This window comes from Chitinophaga niastensis, assembly GCF_003014755.1.
Lineage (GTDB): Bacteria > Bacteroidota > Bacteroidia > Chitinophagales > Chitinophagaceae > Chitinophaga > Chitinophaga niastensis.
This window is the reverse complement of record NZ_PYAW01000002.1, coordinates 795,585-814,725: the sequence shown is the minus strand read 5'-3', so window position 1 is coordinate 814,725 and position 19,141 is coordinate 795,585. Positions and strand designations below refer to the sequence as shown.

13 protein-coding genes are annotated in these 19,141 nt (G+C 44.4%); 4 read left to right on the top strand and 9 right to left on the bottom strand.

Annotation, left to right across the window (positions count from 1 at the left end):
• Positions 1–115: 115 nt before the first annotated feature.
• Together CLV51_RS11965 and CLV51_RS11960 are read right to left on the bottom strand one after the other, a co-directional pair.
• Entirely contained in the window at positions 116–2,509 is a 2,394-nt protein-coding gene (locus tag CLV51_RS11965; RefSeq protein ID WP_106528261.1) for an ABC transporter permease, read from the bottom strand.
• 222 nt (positions 2,510–2,731) lie between these two features.
• Positions 2,732–4,810 (bottom strand): alpha-N-acetylglucosaminidase, encoded by a 2,079-nt coding sequence (locus CLV51_RS11960; RefSeq protein WP_106528260.1) that lies wholly within the window; start codon positions 4,808–4,810, stop codon positions 2,732–2,734.
• A 101-nt stretch (positions 4,811–4,911) separates the two neighbouring features.
• On the opposite strand from CLV51_RS11960, the gene CLV51_RS11955 reads away from it, so the two are divergent.
• The 3 genes from CLV51_RS11955 (at position 4,912) to CLV51_RS11945 (ending at position 9,787) form a co-directional block, all read left to right on the top strand.
• Positions 4,912–7,416 carry a cation-translocating P-type ATPase gene (locus CLV51_RS11955; RefSeq protein ID WP_106528259.1) on the top strand — a complete coding sequence of 835 codons (2,505 nt, stop codon included), beginning with the start codon at positions 4,912–4,914 and terminating at the stop codon, positions 7,414–7,416.
• Positions 7,413–8,387, top strand: coding sequence for a 2-hydroxyacid dehydrogenase (locus tag CLV51_RS11950; protein WP_106528258.1), 975 nt, complete (start codon positions 7,413–7,415; stop codon positions 8,385–8,387). Before CLV51_RS11955 ends, CLV51_RS11950 begins: the two co-directional genes overlap by 4 nt.
• Before the next feature lie 137 nt (positions 8,388–8,524).
• Positions 8,525–9,787, top strand: a complete 1,263-nt coding sequence (locus CLV51_RS11945; RefSeq protein ID WP_106528257.1) for an acetyl-CoA C-acetyltransferase — start codon at positions 8,525–8,527, stop codon at positions 9,785–9,787.
• On the opposite strand, the gene CLV51_RS11940 is transcribed toward CLV51_RS11945, so the two are convergent.
• The 5 genes from CLV51_RS11940 to CLV51_RS11920 all read right to left on the bottom strand — a co-directional run bounded on the left by CLV51_RS11940 (position 9,784) and on the right by CLV51_RS11920 (position 17,471).
• Positions 9,784–10,776, bottom strand: a complete 993-nt coding sequence (locus CLV51_RS11940; protein ID WP_106528256.1) for an alpha/beta hydrolase — start codon at positions 10,774–10,776, stop codon at positions 9,784–9,786. The two genes, CLV51_RS11945 and CLV51_RS11940, sit on opposite strands and share 4 nt — an antisense overlap.
• Positions 10,777–10,962: 186 nt before the next feature.
• Entirely contained in the window at positions 10,963–12,321 is a 1,359-nt protein-coding gene (locus tag CLV51_RS11935) for a RagB/SusD family nutrient uptake outer membrane protein (RefSeq protein ID WP_106528255.1), read from the bottom strand.
• 94 nt (positions 12,322–12,415) lie between these two features.
• Entirely contained in the window at positions 12,416–15,841 is a 3,426-nt protein-coding gene (locus CLV51_RS11930; protein WP_106528254.1) for a SusC/RagA family TonB-linked outer membrane protein, read from the bottom strand.
• A gap of 38 nt (positions 15,842–15,879) precedes the next feature.
• Complete coding sequence (locus tag CLV51_RS11925; protein ID WP_106528253.1) at positions 15,880–16,845, bottom strand: FecR family protein; 966 nt, start codon at positions 16,843–16,845, stop codon at positions 15,880–15,882.
• A 71-nt stretch (positions 16,846–16,916) separates the two neighbouring features.
• The gene (locus tag CLV51_RS11920) at positions 16,917–17,471 is read right to left on the bottom strand and encodes an RNA polymerase sigma-70 factor (RefSeq protein ID WP_158266982.1); all 555 of its coding nucleotides are present in this window, start codon (positions 17,469–17,471) and stop codon (positions 16,917–16,919) included.
• Between the two features lie 272 nt (positions 17,472–17,743).
• Between CLV51_RS11920 and CLV51_RS29435 the strand changes: the two genes are divergently transcribed.
• The gene (locus tag CLV51_RS29435) at positions 17,744–17,953 is read left to right on the top strand and encodes a hypothetical protein (RefSeq protein WP_158266981.1); all 210 of its coding nucleotides are present in this window, start codon (positions 17,744–17,746) and stop codon (positions 17,951–17,953) included.
• 47 nt (positions 17,954–18,000) lie between these two features.
• On the opposite strand, the gene CLV51_RS11910 is transcribed toward CLV51_RS29435, so the two are convergent.
• Positions 18,001–18,558 (bottom strand): DUF1543 domain-containing protein, encoded by a 558-nt coding sequence (locus CLV51_RS11910; RefSeq protein WP_106528251.1) that lies wholly within the window; start codon positions 18,556–18,558, stop codon positions 18,001–18,003.
• Between the two features lie 35 nt (positions 18,559–18,593).
• Positions 18,594–19,139, bottom strand: coding sequence for a hypothetical protein (locus tag CLV51_RS11905; protein WP_106528250.1), 546 nt, complete (start codon positions 19,137–19,139; stop codon positions 18,594–18,596).
• Between the last annotated feature and the right edge of the window lie 2 nt (positions 19,140–19,141).

Sequence of the window (19,141 nt, the reverse complement as noted above, 5' to 3'; positions counted from 1 at the left end):
AGAACCGGCATATTTGGCCCTGAAAGTTACTACATCAGCACAATATCTGTTCAGCTGTAAAATAAAAAGCGCAGGGGACCGGCTATTGGCCGGTCCCCTGCGCTTTTTAAATGAATTAATCTACTTTCAGGCTCTTCACCGGGTCAGCAATAGCTGCCTTCACTGCCTGAAAACCTACTGTAACAATGGTTATCAGCAAGGCGCCTGCCGCCGCCAGGGCAAACATGTACCAGCTGATACTTACCCGGTAGGCAAAGTCCTTCAACCATTGCTGCAACAGGTAATACGCAACCGGCGATGCCACTATAATCCCCATTATCACCAGTTTCAGGAAATCCTTTGACAACAGTGCTACTATCCCACCAACACTCGCTCCCAGCACTTTGCGGATACCTATTTCTTTAGTACGTTGCTCTGTTATATAAACGGTCAAAGCCAATAATCCCATTACAGAAATGAGTATGGAGATAATTGTAAATACACGTATAATATATTGCACACGGGTATAGCTGCTGAATAACTGCTGAAAGTTCTGATCCAGGAAAGAGTAACGCAGTGGAAACCCAGGCTCTACTGTTTCCCATAGCTGGTTGATACTGCCGATGGTTTTATCCAGATCAGCCGTGTTGACCTTTACCAGCAAAGCGCCACCGGACTGGAAAGAGCAATGACCATTGGAGGTACTGTAAAGCGTAGGACGCACCCTGCTTTCAAATCCCTGTACCTGGAAATCCTTTACCACCCCCACAATCTGGTAAGGTACGCTGTCGCAGCCAGCAAAGCGGATCTGTGAGCCAACAGGGTCCTGTACTCCTAACGATTTAGCCGCTGTTTCATTGATGATAGCCGTATTATCAAAGTCCTCCGGATGATTGGTAGCAAATAATCTTCCTGTCAATACTTTTATTCCCAGCGTAACAAAATAATCGGTACTTACCCTTACAGAAACCATAGGCTTATCATTACCGGCATAACGGAAATTATAGGTAACAGTATCCACTTCATTACTACCGGGTATAGCAGTGGATTTAGACACATACTGTACTCCCGGAATCCTTAATAACTTTGCTCTTGTTTGTTCAAAATTATCTTCACGGGTATTTTGCGTGGCTTCTATCTGTACCACCTGAGCCCCGTTAAAACCAATGTCTTTATGCCGCATATACTGCATCTGCTGCTCCATTACCAACACGCTGATAATAAAAAATACCGATACGGCAAACTGCACTACTATTAACGAATGGCTGAAACGTCTGCCTGTAATGCCCATCGTCAGATGACCCTTTAATACTTTAGCCGCACCCTGACCGGAAAATATCAGCGCCGGATATAAACCTGAAATTAATATGATCAGCAACAATGCACCGGCAGACTGCCACAGCACAGCATATGATTGCATTTGCCGGAAAAAGGATAAGGATAAACCAAAGGTATTATTGAACAATGGCAACACTAACACACAAAGCAATAGTGCCAGCACAAGGCTGATACTGCATTGCAGGGTTACTTCCAGCAGGAACTGGCTCAGGATCTGTTTACGGCTGGAACCCAGTACTTTTCGTACACCCACTTCGCGTGAACGTTTCAATGTTTTTACGAGCGATAAATTACTGGAATTCAAAGCACCGCTCAGCAGCAGCAAAGCAGCCAGTAAAAAGAGAATAAGTGTAGTATGAAAAGGACTGCTGCCAAAGCGGGGAAAGTTATGAATATCTTTCACAGCATCTATCATCAGTGAAGGTGTATGTCCTGTCTGTAAAAAAGAAGCGTATGTTTCTTTTCCTTTACGCACATGATCTTCATAGTAAGTACGGTTCACTTTATCCTCTAACTGCGCTACAGGCAATGCATCACGTAAACGGATATACGTAACATAGGACAGATTACCCCAGCCACTGTTCCGTGCCAAAAAAGGATCTCTCAATACCACCTCCGCATGCAGGTGTGATGGCGTTTCAGCTGCCTGGATAACACCAGTAACGGTAAAGGGGATTTGGTTAAACAGCATAATCACCTTTCCTATCGGATCACTGTTACCAAACAGTTTATGACTAACAGTTGCTGAAATCAGTGCAGAGGATGGTTCCTGTAATGCAGTAGCCGCATTACCTGCTACCAGGTGATAAGGGAATACCTGTAGAAAGGAGCTGTCTGCCATCACCAGATCTTTCTGATAAATTTTTTTATCTCCCTGGCTAACCAGCATATCATGCTCTCCGGATGGCTGAATGTGTGTATAAGCAATGATCTCCGGCAAATGCTGTTGCAGCAGTGATGCCAGCGGTATAGGTGCCTGATTGTTGGCAAAACCATTATCCGATTGCTGGGATACACGATATACTGCTTTCAATGAAGGGTCCCACTGATCATAACTGAGCTCATAATTCAGATAGAGCAAAATAATGAAAAAACTGGCCAGGCTAATAGCTAATCCACCTATATTGATAACCGCAGTAAACTTATTCTTCCATAAATTTCTGAACGCAATCTTACAGTAGTTCCAAAACATAGCACGAGGATTTTGTTTACTGCTCCGAAAAAAAATGCCTGATTATATACAGATTGACTATCAGCAATTTACAATTTACAAAAACAATCAGAACGTTCACTTTCAGCATAGCTGTTGTTCGTTTTTGAACGCGGTTGCTCATTCCCATTCTTTGCTATACTGGCGTGGCAAAGTTTTTCATCCATTCACTGTAGAGTTTCATCCGGGAATAATAAAGGATCATTATTTCCCTGTGAGCGCCCAGTTTTTTTCCCATGCAAAAAAATCCGGTTGCTTAAACTCCTTTCCTTCCAGTTGAGCTGTGAGTGCTGCTATAAACATTTTCCACCTGGGAATATAATAGTTGCGCATTAAACCCGACCATTCCTTATTGGCATATTCATGCAGGTCTGTATCCGGATTATCGGGGCCCCAGTAAGTAATTTGTGTACGTGCATTTTTCTCCAGCAATATTTTCTCCGCAGGTGTTTTGCCCAGGTGCTGTGCAGCTTTCAACCAGGTATCCAGCCGGAAGTGCGAATTACCGCTCAGCAGCAGATCCTGTTGTTGCATCATGGCGAGAAAACTGGCAGATATTTTTTTGAACGCACCCAGGTCCTTATTATGATAGGCTTTCACCATCTCTCCATATACTTCTTCGCCGTTATTGGATATTACCTGCCGTTGAAAATCGATCGCGTCAATTTCGTAGGTCGTATTATCTTTCATCCTGGGAGCTGCCTTCATAAACAAGGCTACTGCTGCTGCAAATTTTTGGGTATCATAGTTCCGCTTACGTGTACCCCATGTAGATACGGGGTGGTCTTCCATTGTAGGGCGTGCGCAAAACACAGATTCATTAGGTCCTTCCTGCAATTGCGGGAAGCTGCTGTAAGCAGTGGCAATGAGCCCCTGCCAGGCAGCCTGCATATCTGCATTGTCGGTACCATAACGGGAACGTACGTATGATTTTATCCAGTCCTTCACTTCCACATGTTGCGGATGCCAGGCCAGCTCCATCATAAGTTCATAGATCACGGGATTGTTGTGGATACCTTCCGGCATGATACCTATACCTTTAAGCAGTTTACCGTATGGACCCTGCGCTGCGCGGTAGGTTTCATCTGCAAAACGTTGCAGCTTACCATACAGCCCCAGCTTCTCACCAAAATTGGTTACGCTGCACCAGATAAAGGGAGTGCCTTCGTATCCTTTGCGTTGTTCCCAGTTGGCGGTATTTTCACCAAACAGTTCCTGCACCAATACTTTGGATTTATCCAGGCCTGCCAGCAACGCTGTAGACGGATTGGCCTGCCAGCCCTGTAAAATCCAGGTGCTGCCAGGGAAGTAGCGTTGCATTTCCTTTTGAATGCTGTGGGCAGCAGCGGTTACATCTACGCCGTTGCTATTGCCGCCTTCATGAAAGGGATCACCGGCAAAAAAGCGGATATCGCTGCCATATAATTTTTTCAGCTCTTCGTAATAGATACCGGAAATTTTTGTGAAGTTGCTATCGCCAGGCACCAGGAAGTCCGGGCGCTGAAAGCCTCCGGCCCACTTGCCCTGTGCTACTACATTGAGCTGCATCTTTTCTTTCGCATTCACGGGGATCATGCCGTAAAAGCCTTGCAGCACGGGTGCGATGCCCAGATCATGCATGCGGGCCAGGATCTGCTTTTCCAGGGCGGTCTGGTCGTCAATAATTTGTTGGGTAACGGGCCCACCCCAGCCTTCGAGATTGCCCATGAGCCACCAGGCAGTAAAACCCGGACCAGCCACAAACTGCCGCGCAGCTTCATTGCTGTAGCCCAGTCGCTGTAAAGTATGTTGCCATACCGCTTCCGTACCCACTGTAGCCAGCATCACATTTACGCCATTCAACGCCATCCAGTCCAGTTCATGTTCCCAGTCCTTCCAGCTATAGAAGCTCATCGTGTAGCTGATCGTACAATAGTTCAGCGCATAACGGTAGTCAAAAGTAGTATTGATATGCACCTTTTCTTTTACCGGCGGCAAGAGAGATACGGCCGCCAGGTTATCGCCCATATGCGACATACTACGATGACAATAATATTTCAGGTACCAGTTCAACCCCGCAGCTGCCGCACTGCTACTGGATGCGCTGATGTATACCTGCTTACCCGGTGTGCTGATTTCAAATACATCTTTCCCGTTTTCTGCAGGTATACCTTTCAATACCAGCGAAGACGCCAGCCAGGGTACCCGGCGTTGCGCCAGTTGTTGTACCGCAGGAAAATCCTGTGCAGACACGGAAGTGGAAAAGAACAGCAGTACCCCTGCTATCCAGCTTTTTCTGTTCATTAGTTTCACTGTTATTGTAATAAGATGAGATAAAGATGGGGAAAAATTTTACTAATTCGTAATTTCAATAAACGGATTACTACACCCTAAAATAAGTTGATATGGCCTATCAGATCAATCTCCCTGAACACATAAAAGGGCTGGATGACATTGCGGTAGCAGCTTCCAGGCAACAGTACGGCAGTAATACGACACCGGTACCAGATGAAAACCCCGTAGTGCAGGTGTTAAAGGAATTATTACAGGAACCTATGCTCATATTACTGATAGCCGTTACCGTTATTTATTTTATTATGGGAGAATGGGGAGAAGCTTATTTTATGCTGGCGGCGATTGCATTGGTATCCGGCATCTCCGTTTACCAGGATAGCCGCAGCCGCAAAGCATTGGAGGCACTGGAAAAAATGAATGAACCCCTGAGCAAAGTGATCCGCAATGGTGTATTAAAAAGTATCCCTACCATAGATATCGTTACCGGCGATATGTTGCTGATAACCGAAGGCAATACCATTAATGCAGACGGTGTAATTGTACATAGCAATGATTTTTCAGTAAATGAATCTGCGCTTACCGGTGAAGCCTATACGGTTTTTAAGCAGGCAGACAACGAAGATAACAACGTATATAGCGGCACGTTAGTGGTATCCGGGCTGGCTATTATTGAAGTGAAAAATGTAGGTGCCGGTACCAAATTAGGGCAACTCGGCGAGGCTATCTTAAATATAAAAGAAGAGGCTACCCCGTTGCAATTACAAATTCAGCAATTTGTGAAATGGATGGCAGTAGCAGGTATCATCGTTTTTCTGGCCATATGGTTATTTAACTACATCCGCAGCGGCAGCATTATGAATAGTTTACTGAAAGGACTTACACTCGCCATGTCTATCCTCCCGGAAGAAATACCCGTGGCCTTCACCACCTTTATGGCACTGGGTTCCAGGCGACTGATGCAACTGGGCATTATTGTAAAAAAGATACGCACCGTAGAAGCACTGGGCAGCGCTACTATCATATGCACAGATAAAACCGGCACTATCACTGAAAACAAAATGAGCCTGCAAGCAGTGTATAATGCCGCAGATAATACGCTGTATGAAACGGACAACTGGCCCGCCAACATTATTGCCATGGCTATGTGGGCCAGCGAACCGGTACCCTTTGATCCGATGGAGAAAACACTGCACCGGCTATACGAAAACAGTAACACCACAGATGAGCGTACGCAATACAATATGATACATGAGTATCCACTGGACGGCAAGCCTCCTATGATGACACATATCTATGAAGATAATGCCGGGCATCGTATGATTGCCGCCAAAGGTACGCCGGAAGCCATTTTAACCGTTTGTGCCTTAAAAGAGGAAGACAAAACCAGGATCATGCAGCAATTAAATGCACTGGCTGAAAAAGGTTACCGTGTATTGGGAGTAGCTGCATCTTCCTTTACAGGCACCGATTTCCCTGCTACACAACAGGAATTACCTTTTGCATTTATAGGCCTCATTGCATTTTATGATCCTCCCAAAGCTCATATCAAAGCTGTTTTCCGGCAATTTTATAAAGCAGGTATTGTTATAAAGATTATTACAGGAGATAATAGTGTTACCACCAAAGCTATTGCCGCGGAGGCAGGATTAGCACATGCAGATGCAGCCATCGACGGTGAAGCACTGATGCAAATGAGTACAACTGATATGCAGCAACAATTGCAAAAGGTTAATATTTTCACACGCATGTTTCCCGAAGCCAAGCTGGCTGCCATTAACGCACTCAAAGCAGATAGCGAGGTAGTGGCCATGACAGGTGATGGCGTTAATGATGGTCCCGCGCTGAAAGCAGCACACATCGGCATTGCCATGGGAAGGAAGGGAACAGAAATTGCCAAACAGGCAGCGGCACTTATTCTCGTAAATGATGACCTGTCCGCCATGGTAGACGCCGTAGCAATGGGTAGACGTATCTATACCAACATCAAAAAAGCAGTGCAGTATATTATCTCCATTCATATCCCCATCATGCTTACGGTATCACTGCCGTTATTCCTGGGATGGATCTATCCGAATATTTTCACACCGGTACATGTAATATTCCTGGAAATAATCATGGGCCCCACCTGTTCTATTGTATATGAAAATGAACCGATGGAGCGTAATGCCATGCAGGTACCACCACGACCTATCTCGCAAACATTTCTCTCTTTTCGTGAAATGAATATCAGCATCCTGCAGGGATTGGTTATTACAGCGGGTGTATTAACCGCTTACCAATGGAGCGTAGTCAACGGCTACAATGAGGTAGCTACCCGCAGCATGGTGTTTACCACGCTGGTACTCGCCAATATTTTTCTTACCTTGGTGAACCGCTCATTCTATTATTCTTTCATCCATAGCATGCGCAACCGTAATAAATTAATGGTAGGTGTTATCTGCACCACGCTTTTTCTGCTGGCAGCGATGTTATATATATCGCCCATAGCAAGCTTCTTCAGCATAGCACCATTAGATCTGCAGGAATTACTGGTTTGTGCGGGCATCAGTGCCGTATCGGTCTTGTGGTTTGAAATATGGAAGATGATTAAAAGATCTAAAAAAATTACACCATGAAGGTATTTGCAACAAGGGTTATTCCGGAAGAAGGTTTAAAACTCCTGCAACGTGCAGGCGTTATCGTTACCCAGTGGACAGAACTCCGTGATCTTACCCCCGAAGAACTGATTGCACATTGTAAAGATCATGACGCATTATTATATGCCGGTGGCAGAAAAATAGACCGTGCTTTTATGGAACATTGCCGTCATTTAAAAGTGATCAGTTTATTATCTGTCGGATATGATAATGTAGATGTAAAAGCCGCTACAGAACTGGGGCTCCCGGTTACCAACACACCGGGTGTATTAAGCAGCGCCACCGCAGACATTGCATTTTTACTCATGCTGGCTGTTTCCCGGAAAGCTTTTTATCACCATAAAAGAATTATAAACGATGAATGGGGGTTTAGCACACCTACTGCCAACCTGGGCATTGAAATAGAAGGAAAAACGCTGGGCATCTGGGGACTTGGAAATATTGGCTATGTGATGGCCAAACGTTGCCGGGATGCCTTTGGCATGAAAATAATTTATTGCAACCGGGAACGCAATGAAGCGGCAGAAAAAGAACTACAAGCAGTACAGGTATCTTTTGAAGGGCTCCTGCAACAGAGTGATGTGCTCAGTGTACATACCTCTCTGACAGCAGAAACAAAAGAAAAATTTAATAAAGAGGCCTTCGATAAAATGAAGCCCACCGCCATTTTTATTAATGCGGCACGCGGTGGTATTCACAATGAGACAGACCTGATAGCTGCACTGCAACAAGGCCGTATCTGGGGTGCAGGGCTGGATGTAACCAATCCTGAACCCATGCAACCAGGTAATCCTTTGCTGGATATGCCCACTGTGGCTGTGTTACCACATATTGGTTCTGCCACAGTAGAAACCAGGAATGCGATGTCAAGGATTGCCGCACAAAATATTATAGCCGCATTTGAAGGCAAGCCGCTGCCTAATCCGGTAAATCATATCTATTCATTGTAACTACCCGTTCCTCAGAGCGCCCCCAATGCGTTTCTGATACCTATCTTTTTTGTTTTCTAAACAGCCATAAAAGATACGCGGACGTAATGAATAACTTTCTATCCGCTTAATCGTTAACTTTAATTAAATGGCGTTTTATGAAAAAGGTAGCTATCATAGGCGGGCAACGTATTCCCTTTGTAAAGTCCTTTACTCATTATAATCATCTCTCCAACCAGGAGATGCTCACTGCCTGTCTGACTGCACTGATAGCGCGTTATCAGCTGTCGGGAAAACGTTTGGGAGAGGTAGCCCTGGGCGCATTACTCAACCGCTCTACCGAATGGAACTTTGCCAGGGAATGTGTGCTGGGCACTACACTTGATCCGCATACCCCTGCCTATAATATGCTAAGGGCCTGCGGTACCAGTCTGGATGCAACCATACAGCTAGGACTGCGCATTGCCTGTGGCCAGATAGAAACAGGTATTGCCGGCGGCAGCGATACCAACAGCGATATTCCCCTGCTATTCAAACAACAGCTGGCCTGGAAACTGACAGACCTCCGCAATGCCAAAACATTGGGTGCAAGGCTCAGGGTGCTGACTTCTATCCGCTTTAAAGACCTGACACCCGTATATCCTTCCATTGTAGAACCCAGAACAGGTTTATCAATGGGGCAGCATACCGAAAAGATGGTCAAAGAATGGGGTATCACCCGTGAAGCACAGGATGCATTGGCTTACCAAAGCCATATCAATGCTGCCAAAGCATATACGGAAGGTTTCTATAATAATCTTGTATTTGAATATAAAGGATTAAAAAGAGATACCATCATACGCAGTGATACTACACCGGAGAAGCTGGCCAAACTAAAACCGGCGTTTGACTTCAGCGGCAATGGCACGCTCACAGCGGGTAACAGTACCTTGTATACAGATGGCGCCTCCGCATTATTATTAGCTTCTGAAGAGTATGCACAGCAGCATAACTGGCCCGTACAAGCGTACCTGGTAGATGCTGAATCTGCAGCAGTAGACTATGTAAACGGTGAAGGACTGTTGATGGCACCCACGTATGCAGTAGCCCGTTTATTAAAACGCAATCACCTTACTTTGCAGGATTTTGATATTTATGAGATTCATGAAGCCTTTTGCGGGCAGGTACTCTGTACATTAAAAGCGTGGGAAGATGCGGCATATTGCAGGAAACTTGGCTGGGATACGGCACTGGGCAGTATTGACCGTAGCAGGCTGAATATAAAAGGTGGCAGTGTGGCTATTGGTCATCCTTTTGCAGCCACCGGCACCAGGATAGTAGCACAAACGGCTAAAATATTACAGGAACGTGGCGGGGGCCGTGCGCTGATCTCTATCTGCACTGCCGGCGGAATGGGCGTGACAGCAATTTTAGAACGTTAGATATCAAATACCTCTCTGATCTTTTCATTGGCTTGAGCAATGGCTGCTTTAGCAGCAGGCGTTTGCCAAAGATTATTCAGGAACATAAAAGCATGAATGGTGCCTAAATAACGTGTAGCCGTAACAGTTACTCCTGCTGTCATTAAATTACGGGCATAAGCCTCTCCTTCATCACGCAATACATCATGTTCTGCGGTAATGATCAGGGCAGATGGCAGCCCTTTAAGATCTTCTGTGGTAGCACGAAGCGGCGATACCGTTATTTCATTGCGGATAACGCCGGTCCCGACATATTCATCCCAGAACCATTGCATTTGCGCCCGCGTTAAAAAATATCCGTTGGCATATTGCCGATATGACAATGTATCAAAATTATGATCCAGTGTAGGGAAAAAGAGCAGTTGTAACAACAACTTTGGCCCGCCTTTTTGTTTTGCCAGCAACGTTACACCGGTAGCCAGGTTTCCGCCGGAACTATCACCTGCTACGGCGATGCGGGTAGTGTCCAGGTGGAGCACTTTTCCATTTTCTGCCATCCACATAGTAGCTTCGTAGGCTTCCTGCAATGCGGTGGGGTATATAAATTCAGGGGAACGGGAATAATTTACCAGCACCACAGCTACCTCTGCACCAATAGCTATTTGCCGCGCGAGCCGTTCATGTGTAGCAATATCTCCCAAAACCCAGCCACCGCCATGGAAATACATAACTATCGGTAACGCCCCTACGTTTTTATCCGGCCGGATAATATGCACAGTGATACTATGCGCATCCGGCACGTGAATATTTACCTCTTCTACTACCGCCGGTAACTGATTCAAATCAAATGTTGTTTGTTCTGCAGAGATAGTGGCCCGTGCTTCTGCTAACGAAAGATCAAACAGTTCTGGTGTACTTACAGCATTTAATGCCTGCAGGAAAGCGAGTGTATGAGCTTCCACATGTGGACCGGGAATGATTTCTTCCGGAAATTTGTCGTTGGAGTACATAACAATATTTTTTAAACCGGGGAATACCTGAAGTTACCGAATACCACGCATTTTGTCAAAAGCAAAAAAATCGCGCCAGTTAACTGGCGCGATCAGATATTATCAAATATAAAATATTATTTTTTAAGCGATGCAAGATCGCTCCACCATACCTCTTACCGGGTAAATACGATCATCAGCATTCATTTACTCATACCCTTTATTCTGTCCTAAAGCCGGATTCTTTTGGGTTTCCGTAGCAGGAATAGGTAATAAAGAATAATAATCTTTGTAAGAAGCCGACAATGCAGCTTCCTCGGTAACGGAAGCATCCCTCGCAGCCTGTGGATATTTACCCCATCTTACCAGATCCAGGCGGCGATGTCCTTCCCCACATAATTCTTTTGCACGCTCATCATAAATTTCATTGCGGAAGGCATCCTGTGCAAGTCCTTTGGCATCGGCCAAACCAGCACGCCGCCGCACTTCATTCAGTGCTTCCAGCGCCACACCGGGATGACCATTTTCATTGGCGGCTTCCGCCAGCATCAATAATACATCTGCATATCTCAGTACATAAATATCCAAACCGCTATTACGTTCATCAGCATCCAGGCGATACCATTTAGGGCCAAACCATACATCTACCTTATTGGTATTATCAACAAGAAAAGCCTGCCCGTTATAACCCGTGGCAATCAGTACCGCTTTTCTTTTATCAGCAGGATCAAAACTATTAGCGAAATTATGATAAGGCACATACACGCGATACCATGGCTTGCTTTTAAAAGGCTCTACTCCCACTGTATTATTAGGGGAATAGAAAGCATGCTGATAGCTGTTTAACAGCACCGGCTGAAAATCTATCTCAAAAATTGATTCTTTATTAAACTCGTTATTGGCAGCAAATACCGCCCCATAATCCGGCAACAGCTGGTAATTACCAGCTGTTTTTATTTGCATTGCAGTGGTTTCTGCATTAGTCCAGTCTTTATTCCAGAGATATACTTTGGTGAGCAATGCTAATGCAGCACCTGCGGTAGCGCGACCATTATCTGCCGCAGTATAGGTAGCAGGTAATCCGGCAGCAGCTTCGGTAAGATCAGTGATCATCGATTTTCGTATATCCGACACCGGTGTACGCGGCATTGTTTTGGACTTATCTATGTCAGCGTAGTTAGATTCATTGTATAACACCGCATCTCCGAAAAGACCCGTCAGGTAATAGTAGAAAAGTGCACGCAGAAATTTAGCTTCAGACAATACTCTTTTTTTGGTAGCATCCGATATACCTGTAGACTTGGATACCTTGTCCAACACCAGGTTTGCAGTGTAGATGCCTTTGTAAAAAGCACTATACATTACAGGAGCAGACCCGGGAGAACCGGCAGATAAATTCTGCGGGCCCGCATGAGGCGTTCTGATAACATCGCAGTTTTCATCCAGCACCTGCCATAGCTCCTGCTGAAACAAACGGTTGGGGTAATTACCTACCAGCCAGTAGTACACGCCATTCACGCCTTCTATGGCATCTGCATCGGACTTATAAAACTGGTCCGGCGACAAGAAACTTTTTGGTACTTACTGAAGATCATTTTTACAGGAAGTGAATGATGCAAAGGCTATCGCTATTAAAATTAATTTTTTCATTTGTCAGATTTTAAAGGGTCAGATTCACACCAATAGCATACGTTCTGTTTTGCGGATAGTTGGTATTATCAAACCCGCGTAAAGTGGAACTGGTGCCATATGAATTGGTTTCCGGATCGAAATAAGGATAATTGGAAATCAGGAACAGGTTAGTAGCTGTTACATATACATTCAGGTTATTGATCCAATTGCTGTGCATTTGCGCACCGGTAATAGTATAACCCAGGTTCACTGATTTCAGCCGCAGGAAAGAGCCATTATACACCCACATGGTAGAAGGAATATAGTTCCTTGAATTCACACGGGGAATATTGGAATTCGGGTTTGCCGGCGACCATCTGTCTTTGATCATTGCATACTGATTGGTAAGCGGATCACCTGTTTTGTAAAAATCATCTGCCAGGTTCATCACATCATTACCATAAGTTCCCTGCAGGTAAAAATTAAACGAGAAGTTTTTATACCGAAAAGTATTACCGATACCACCAAAAAATTTGGGGCTCCCATTACCAATTACGCTCAGGTCTTCCTGGCCAAATTTACCATCACCATTCCTGTCTACGTACAAAGGATCACCCAACTTAGGGTTAGGATTGGGATCTACAGCGCCTTTGGGCACGTCGTTGGTTTTTCTTACACCATAATAGGTAGCTCCCCAGAAAGTACCTACAGGCTGACCCACCTGCAATTTGCTTACGGTACTATATCCACCAAAGTCAATACCTGCCATATCAAAACTTTCTACACCACCCAGGTCTACCACCTTGCTACGGTTACCGGAAATATTAAAAGAGGTTTCCCAACTGAAATTTTTATGAGAGATATTTTGTGTATTGATCAACAATTCAATCCCTTTGTTTTCTACTGCACCTACATTGGTAACTTTGCTGGTGAAGCCCGTTTGTGTAGCTAACTGCTGGCTCAACAGCAAATCTTTGGTGCGTTTGTTATAGTAATCTACTTCCACACTGATCTTTCCTTTCAGGAATCCTGCTTCCAGTCCCATATCAAACTGACGGGTAGTTTCCCATTTTAAATTAGGGTTAGGCAATTGTGTTTGGGTATAACCAAGAATTGGTTTTCCACCAATAATAAATCCGCTTTTTGCACTTAATGCCGGTAAAGAGGAGTAGGTAGCAATACCCTGGTTGCCGTTGTAACCATAGCTGGCACGCAGTTTCAGGTTATCAAACACATTGAGGTTACGGATAAAAGGTTCATCCCCCATGCGCCAGGCAACAGCAGCTGCAGGGAAAAATGCATACTTATGATTTTCCGCAAAACGGGAAGCGCCATCTGATCTGCCTGTTAAGGTGAAAAGATATTTCTCTTTATAACTATAATTGATTCTTCCTAAAAAAGAGATAATGGTGAACTGCTCATATTGTGAACCAATAGCGTAAGTGGTTCTATCTGTTGCACCGAGATTATTGTATTGAAATATATCATTTGAATATTTATCACCACCGGCACTTAGTGTGTCAGTAGTGGAAGTCTGATAGGTAGTACCACCCAGTATGCTGATATGATGGTCTTTCCCTAATTGTTTATCATAGGTGAGTGTGTTTTCACTTAACCACATCAATGTATTCCTGGCTGCAGCACTGGCAAGGCCTCCCGCATTAGCATTGGCCCGCGTTGGCATAGTGCCGGGGGTATATGCATTCTTCTTCACAAAATTCATTTCTGTACCAAAGATAGATTTGAAAGTAAGACCGGGTATCAATTGCCATTGCACATACACATTACCAATGATATTATTGCTGATCGTATTATTCAGCGGAAGCGTGCCCTGTGCCACCGGGTTATCATACACCTGCGGATCGTTGGGCTTTTTGCTGGCAAAAGAACCATCTGCATTATAAATATTAGATGCAGGATTAAAAGCCAGTGCAGACTGATCATACGCCTGTCCACCCAGCGATACGGTATTGTTCTTAATTTCTGATCTGCCGATATTGAGGATAGTACCCACTTTCACGTTCTTCTTCACATCTTTATCCAGATTCACCCGCAACTGATAACGTTTAAATCCTGAATTGATTACAATACCATCCTGGTTTAAATAGTTACCGGATAAAAAGTAGTGGTAGTTGTCTTTACCCCCTGCTGCGCTCAGTGCGATGTTCTGCATGGTGGCAACTCTTGAAACAGCGCGCTGCCAGTCGGTTCCACGGCCAAGCGAATCAGGATTATTATACAGGACAGGGCCTCCATTATCCAGCGAACTTTCGTTTGCCAGCTTTGCATAATCGGATGCGCCCATCATATCAATGTATTTAGGTACCTGCTGCCATCCGTTATATACATTTACATTGATCTTATCTTCTCCGCTTTTCCCTGATTTAGTAGTTACAATAATAACGCCGTTAGCACCTCTTGCACCATAGATAGCAGTAGCAGAAGCATCTTTCAGTATCTGGATGGATTCAATATCTTCCGGGTTAATCAGGTTGCGATCACCGGCACCGATGAGGCCATCAATCACATACAATGGTTCGTTACCTGCATTAATGGAGTTACCGCCACGAATACGTATAGACGTTCCCGTGCCCGGTGCTCCGCTGATAGAAGTAATTTGTACACCCGCCGCTTTACCTTGCAGCATCTGGTCTACACGCGTTACCGGTACATTTTTGATCGCATCACTTTTAACAGTGGTGATAGCGCCGGTCAGGTCTTTTTTACGGGTAGTGCCATAACCTACTATCACTACGTCTTCCAGGTTAGATACTGCTGATTCCAGCACTATCTGCAATGGCCCGCCTGGTGTGGGTTGTACAGTGTAAGGTTGATAACCTACCATACTGCAATCCAGTGTTTCGCCTGTATTTATTTTTAATACAAAACGACCCTGTGCATCGGTACTGGTACCTTTACCTGTTTTTTTTACGCCGATAGACACGCCTGGTATGGGGTTACCATCTTTATCCTTTACAATACCCTTTACGGTGAAAGTATCTGCCAGCAAAGCTGCCGGCGCAGTATTCATCGTAATGGGCGCCAGATGCTCAACAGTCTTTACTTTCAGGATAATAAACTTATCGTCTACTACTTCAATGCTTACCTGGTTAACCGGCAGCAGGGTAGTTAATACCTGCTTCAGTGTTACTTCACGAAAGCTGGCAGTAACGGGTTGGCTTTTTTCCAGCAGCTGGTCGTTGTAAACAAAACGTACACCTGCTTTTTTACTTAACTCTTTCAGTGCAGCATCCAGTGGTGTGCTGTTGAAAGAGGCACTCACTTTTTTGTCGAGTGTATTTTGACCGGCGCCGGGGCTTGCCCAGACCAGAGATACGGCCAGCATCACAAGCAGCAATGGTAAAGCTGTAAAACGCATAATTCCATTTTTAAGTGACCGGAATAGTTTTTCATTTACGAAAAATGGTTTGTCCGATGCCTTGCGGGCAAAGCATTCCCCTTTACATTTTTTCATGTAACTTTTTGGTTGAGTTGAAATAATAAAATACGTGGTTATTTACATCCGCTACCTGTTACGGTGATGATTCCATTGTTCAGGTGATAGTTGGCATTCACGGCCATCGTCAAAAGCTTTAGTGAATTTGATAATGATTGATCTGTGATATCAGCGGTTACTTTACATTGCTCGAACGCTGCATAACTGCCGGCAAATTTTACATCAAACTTATTTTCTACCCGTTGCATAATTTCCGGGAAGGGTGTTCTGTTAAAGTTCATATCATATTCTGTGCCTGTCATTGTTGCTGCCCTTGTGGCATTGCTGGCCTTACTTAACACAGGCGTTTGCTGATCGCTGCTCATGAACTGATAATCCGGGGTAACAAGCAATGGATGTTGCTTATCGCTATTGTTCTTCTTTTCTATCTGTACTTTACCTGTTAACACAAGTAATTCAAAAGCGCTTTTACTGGTTTCTTCTTTAATATTAAAGCTGGTGCCCAGTACACGCGTCGTATATGCTCCCGTATTCACAATAAAAGGATGTGCCGGATCTTTTGCAATCTCAAACAAACCTTCTCCCTGCAATTGTACTACGCGGTTCTTTTTTCCAAAGCTGCGGGTAAAAGTAAGGCTGCTGTTACCTTTTAGCCAAACGATGCTGCTGTCTGGCAGAAACATCTTTTTAATACCCCTGGTATTGGATACTATTACCGTGCTGTACTTTTCTTCATAAATATGCTTACTCCACCAGCCTGTCAATATGAGCGCCAGTACAGCTGCTGCCCGGACCCACTGTTTTATGTGGTAAGTCTTTGCCGGCTGCAACTTATTGGCAATATCCGCATATAAACGGGCTTCCATGCCTGCTTCGTCGCTGTCACCAGACTCCCATACTACCTCATCGGCAGGCTGCTGTTGATACCAGGCATCCAACACGGCACGCTCTTCGACGGTGATCGTACCCTGCAGCCATTTATCGGCTAATTGTTTTATCTCATCAGGTAGCTGTGGCTGCATATCAATGCCCTTTGAATTATATAGTGGGTAAAAAGTGAGGCTTACCCTTACGCGTTAAAAAAATATTTTTTTCAGAGAAAGGAGAAGATACGGAAATGACCTACCGCCCCCCGTAGCACACGCAATGCTTTACGCATATGCGATTCTACTGTTTTATGGGAGATGCCCAACGTTTGTGCGATCTGTTTTTCTGTCAATCCCTGTTCCCGGCTCAGGCGAAAAACAAGCTGACATTTTTCAGGCAGGGTACCAACAGCATCTTCTATATGGCTTTTTAAAGCGGAAAAATCCAGCCATTGCTGGGTGGTGTTATCCACCACCATACAATGTTCTGCTGTTTCTATGTGAGGCGCTTTATTATTCGCTGCAATACGTTCATATATTTTATAGCGGGTAATAGCAGAGATGTAAGTGTGGAAACTATATTTCAGTTGAATAGTATGGCGACGGTGCCAGATACTGACAAAAACATCCTGTACCAATTCCTCCGCGTCTGCATGTGATTGCAGTTGTGTGTAGGCTTTGATCAGTAACTTTTTCCAATATCGCGTGTACAATTGCCGAAAGGCAGGTTCATTGTCCTGTATAAGTAAATGCACCAGCTCATCGTCTGTTAGTTGCTCCATTGTCGCTGGAATTACATTCATAAAGTGCTATTACCAAATTAAATTATTTTTTCACCAACTAGCAAGAAAGTCGTGGTGAATAGGGTCTTATGAGAAAATAGCAAATGAAAGGGAGAAAATAGTACTAAGAAAAAGCACCGTGCCTCCCCTGTTTGTGTACTTATATCGCAGTACCTCCTTTCTTATCTCATTGTTAATTAACAATTACCGTGATGGCGCAGTTGTTGTTTTCCTTAATTTGACACATCATCTTAAACCCTAAATTTTAATTTATGGAAATGCAAGCTCTGGCAGCACTCGCCGTTGATCCTAAACGCGGAACCGGCTATGTTCCTCAAACAGAAGACGAAAGCGACAATGAGGGAGTAGACCAGGTGTCTGATGACCTGGAAGAAGAGGATGAAGAGGAAGAAGATGTAGAACTGGAAGACAGCGATGAAGAAGAAGCCGAAGAGGAAGAGGAAGGCGAAGACATTCCCTGAAACTGTAATACAGCAAGGGCTCTGGTAAGCCAGCGCCCTTGCTGTGTTTATATTTTACTTAACTGAAAATAACCGAGATGAAGCGTGTCTGTTGTTGTTTCAGCTGCCGGCATAATCTGCAGCTGATATTTCTCTTTCAGATACGCTGGTAAAATATCTTTTATAGGATAGATATCATCTACATCCACACCATATTTATCATCTACATGAGAAGTAGCATCATCAAAAGTGGTGTGCTTAAAAAAGGTCGTTTCTTTTGATGCCCGGATGGCCTCACCGATATCCTTATTCACGCTGAGTATTTTGTAATGAAACTCTTCCATCTCATTCGGTTTGTAACCACCCAGGTTGAGAAAATATAATTGTTCCGGGTTAGTCAGCACAGCAGTTTTCTCTACAACTGTAATGTGATAATTTTCTACAAAATTTACTTCCCGCCAGCCATCAATATGTAATTTACCCTGGGCTTCCGGCCAGAAAACTTTTATATCAGGGATAAGATCACTAAGCTTGTATCCAATGCCAAAGAATACATCATGTTGCTCCGTATGACGCCCATCTGGCTTACATCCCAGCAGCAACATGAATAATTTTAACTGCTCCATTTTTATTATTTATGGAGCGGAAGATACAGTATTTTCTAATTCCCCTTCATGGCTGCCCGCAACTGTTGTTCTTTTGCAGCACTCCAGTATTTACAATCAAGATTGATAAATACAGAAGAATAAGCAATGGTAGTATTTGTTTTCAATACCACCACTTTAAAAAGGCTCGCCGTTTTATCCATTTTGGCAAATACAGAATCATGCAGCAATGATTGCACGTTGTATCCTTTAAAAATACTTTGCAGCGTGTCGCGATAATGCTCCGCACCGGGAATGTAGGCCAACTCCTTATCTGTATACAGGATCGGGCTCACATGTGTGCCGGCGCCCAGTTTTTTAATGGTGTAGTCCACTACTTCCGGCAGGGAAGCGTTTGTATTAATGTAGACCATGCCCGTAGCTGATTGCAGCGGAAAGGCTTTATCGGCCACAATAATCCAGTTACGATGCCCCAGCAGGGGCAACAGGCTGTCCAGTTGCGACTGCCAGGCAGTAGTACTCATTGCAGCCATAGGCTTGCTTTCCTGTCTGCAGGAAAACAGACCTATAACGGCAACGGCTATGTGAAAATATTTTTTCATCT

Coding starts and splice junctions, on each gene's coding strand:
- CLV51_RS11905 (WP_106528250.1), bottom strand. CDS start 19,139: ATGAAAAAATATTTTCACATAGCCGTTGCCGTTATAGGTCTGTTTTCC.
- CLV51_RS11965 (WP_106528261.1), bottom strand. CDS start 2,509: ATGTTTTGGAACTACTGTAAGATTGCGTTCAGAAATTTATGGAAGAAT.
- CLV51_RS11945 (WP_106528257.1), top strand. CDS start 8,525: ATGAAAAAGGTAGCTATCATAGGCGGGCAACGTATTCCCTTTGTAAAG.
- CLV51_RS11940 (WP_106528256.1), bottom strand. CDS start 10,776: ATGTACTCCAACGACAAATTTCCGGAAGAAATCATTCCCGGTCCACAT.
- CLV51_RS11955 (WP_106528259.1), top strand. CDS start 4,912: ATGGCCTATCAGATCAATCTCCCTGAACACATAAAAGGGCTGGATGAC.
- CLV51_RS11960 (WP_106528260.1), bottom strand. CDS start 4,810: ATGAACAGAAAAAGCTGGATAGCAGGGGTACTGCTGTTCTTTTCCACT.
- CLV51_RS11950 (WP_106528258.1), top strand. CDS start 7,413: ATGAAGGTATTTGCAACAAGGGTTATTCCGGAAGAAGGTTTAAAACTC.
- CLV51_RS11920 (WP_158266982.1), bottom strand. CDS start 17,471: ATGGAGCAACTAACAGACGATGAGCTGGTGCATTTACTTATACAGGAC.
- CLV51_RS11930 (WP_106528254.1), bottom strand. CDS start 15,841: ATGAAAAAATGTAAAGGGGAATGCTTTGCCCGCAAGGCATCGGACAAA.
- CLV51_RS11925 (WP_106528253.1), bottom strand. CDS start 16,845: ATGCAGCCACAGCTACCTGATGAGATAAAACAATTAGCCGATAAATGG.
- CLV51_RS29435 (WP_158266981.1), top strand. CDS start 17,744: ATGGAAATGCAAGCTCTGGCAGCACTCGCCGTTGATCCTAAACGCGGA.
- CLV51_RS11910 (WP_106528251.1), bottom strand. CDS start 18,558: ATGGAGCAGTTAAAATTATTCATGTTGCTGCTGGGATGTAAGCCAGAT.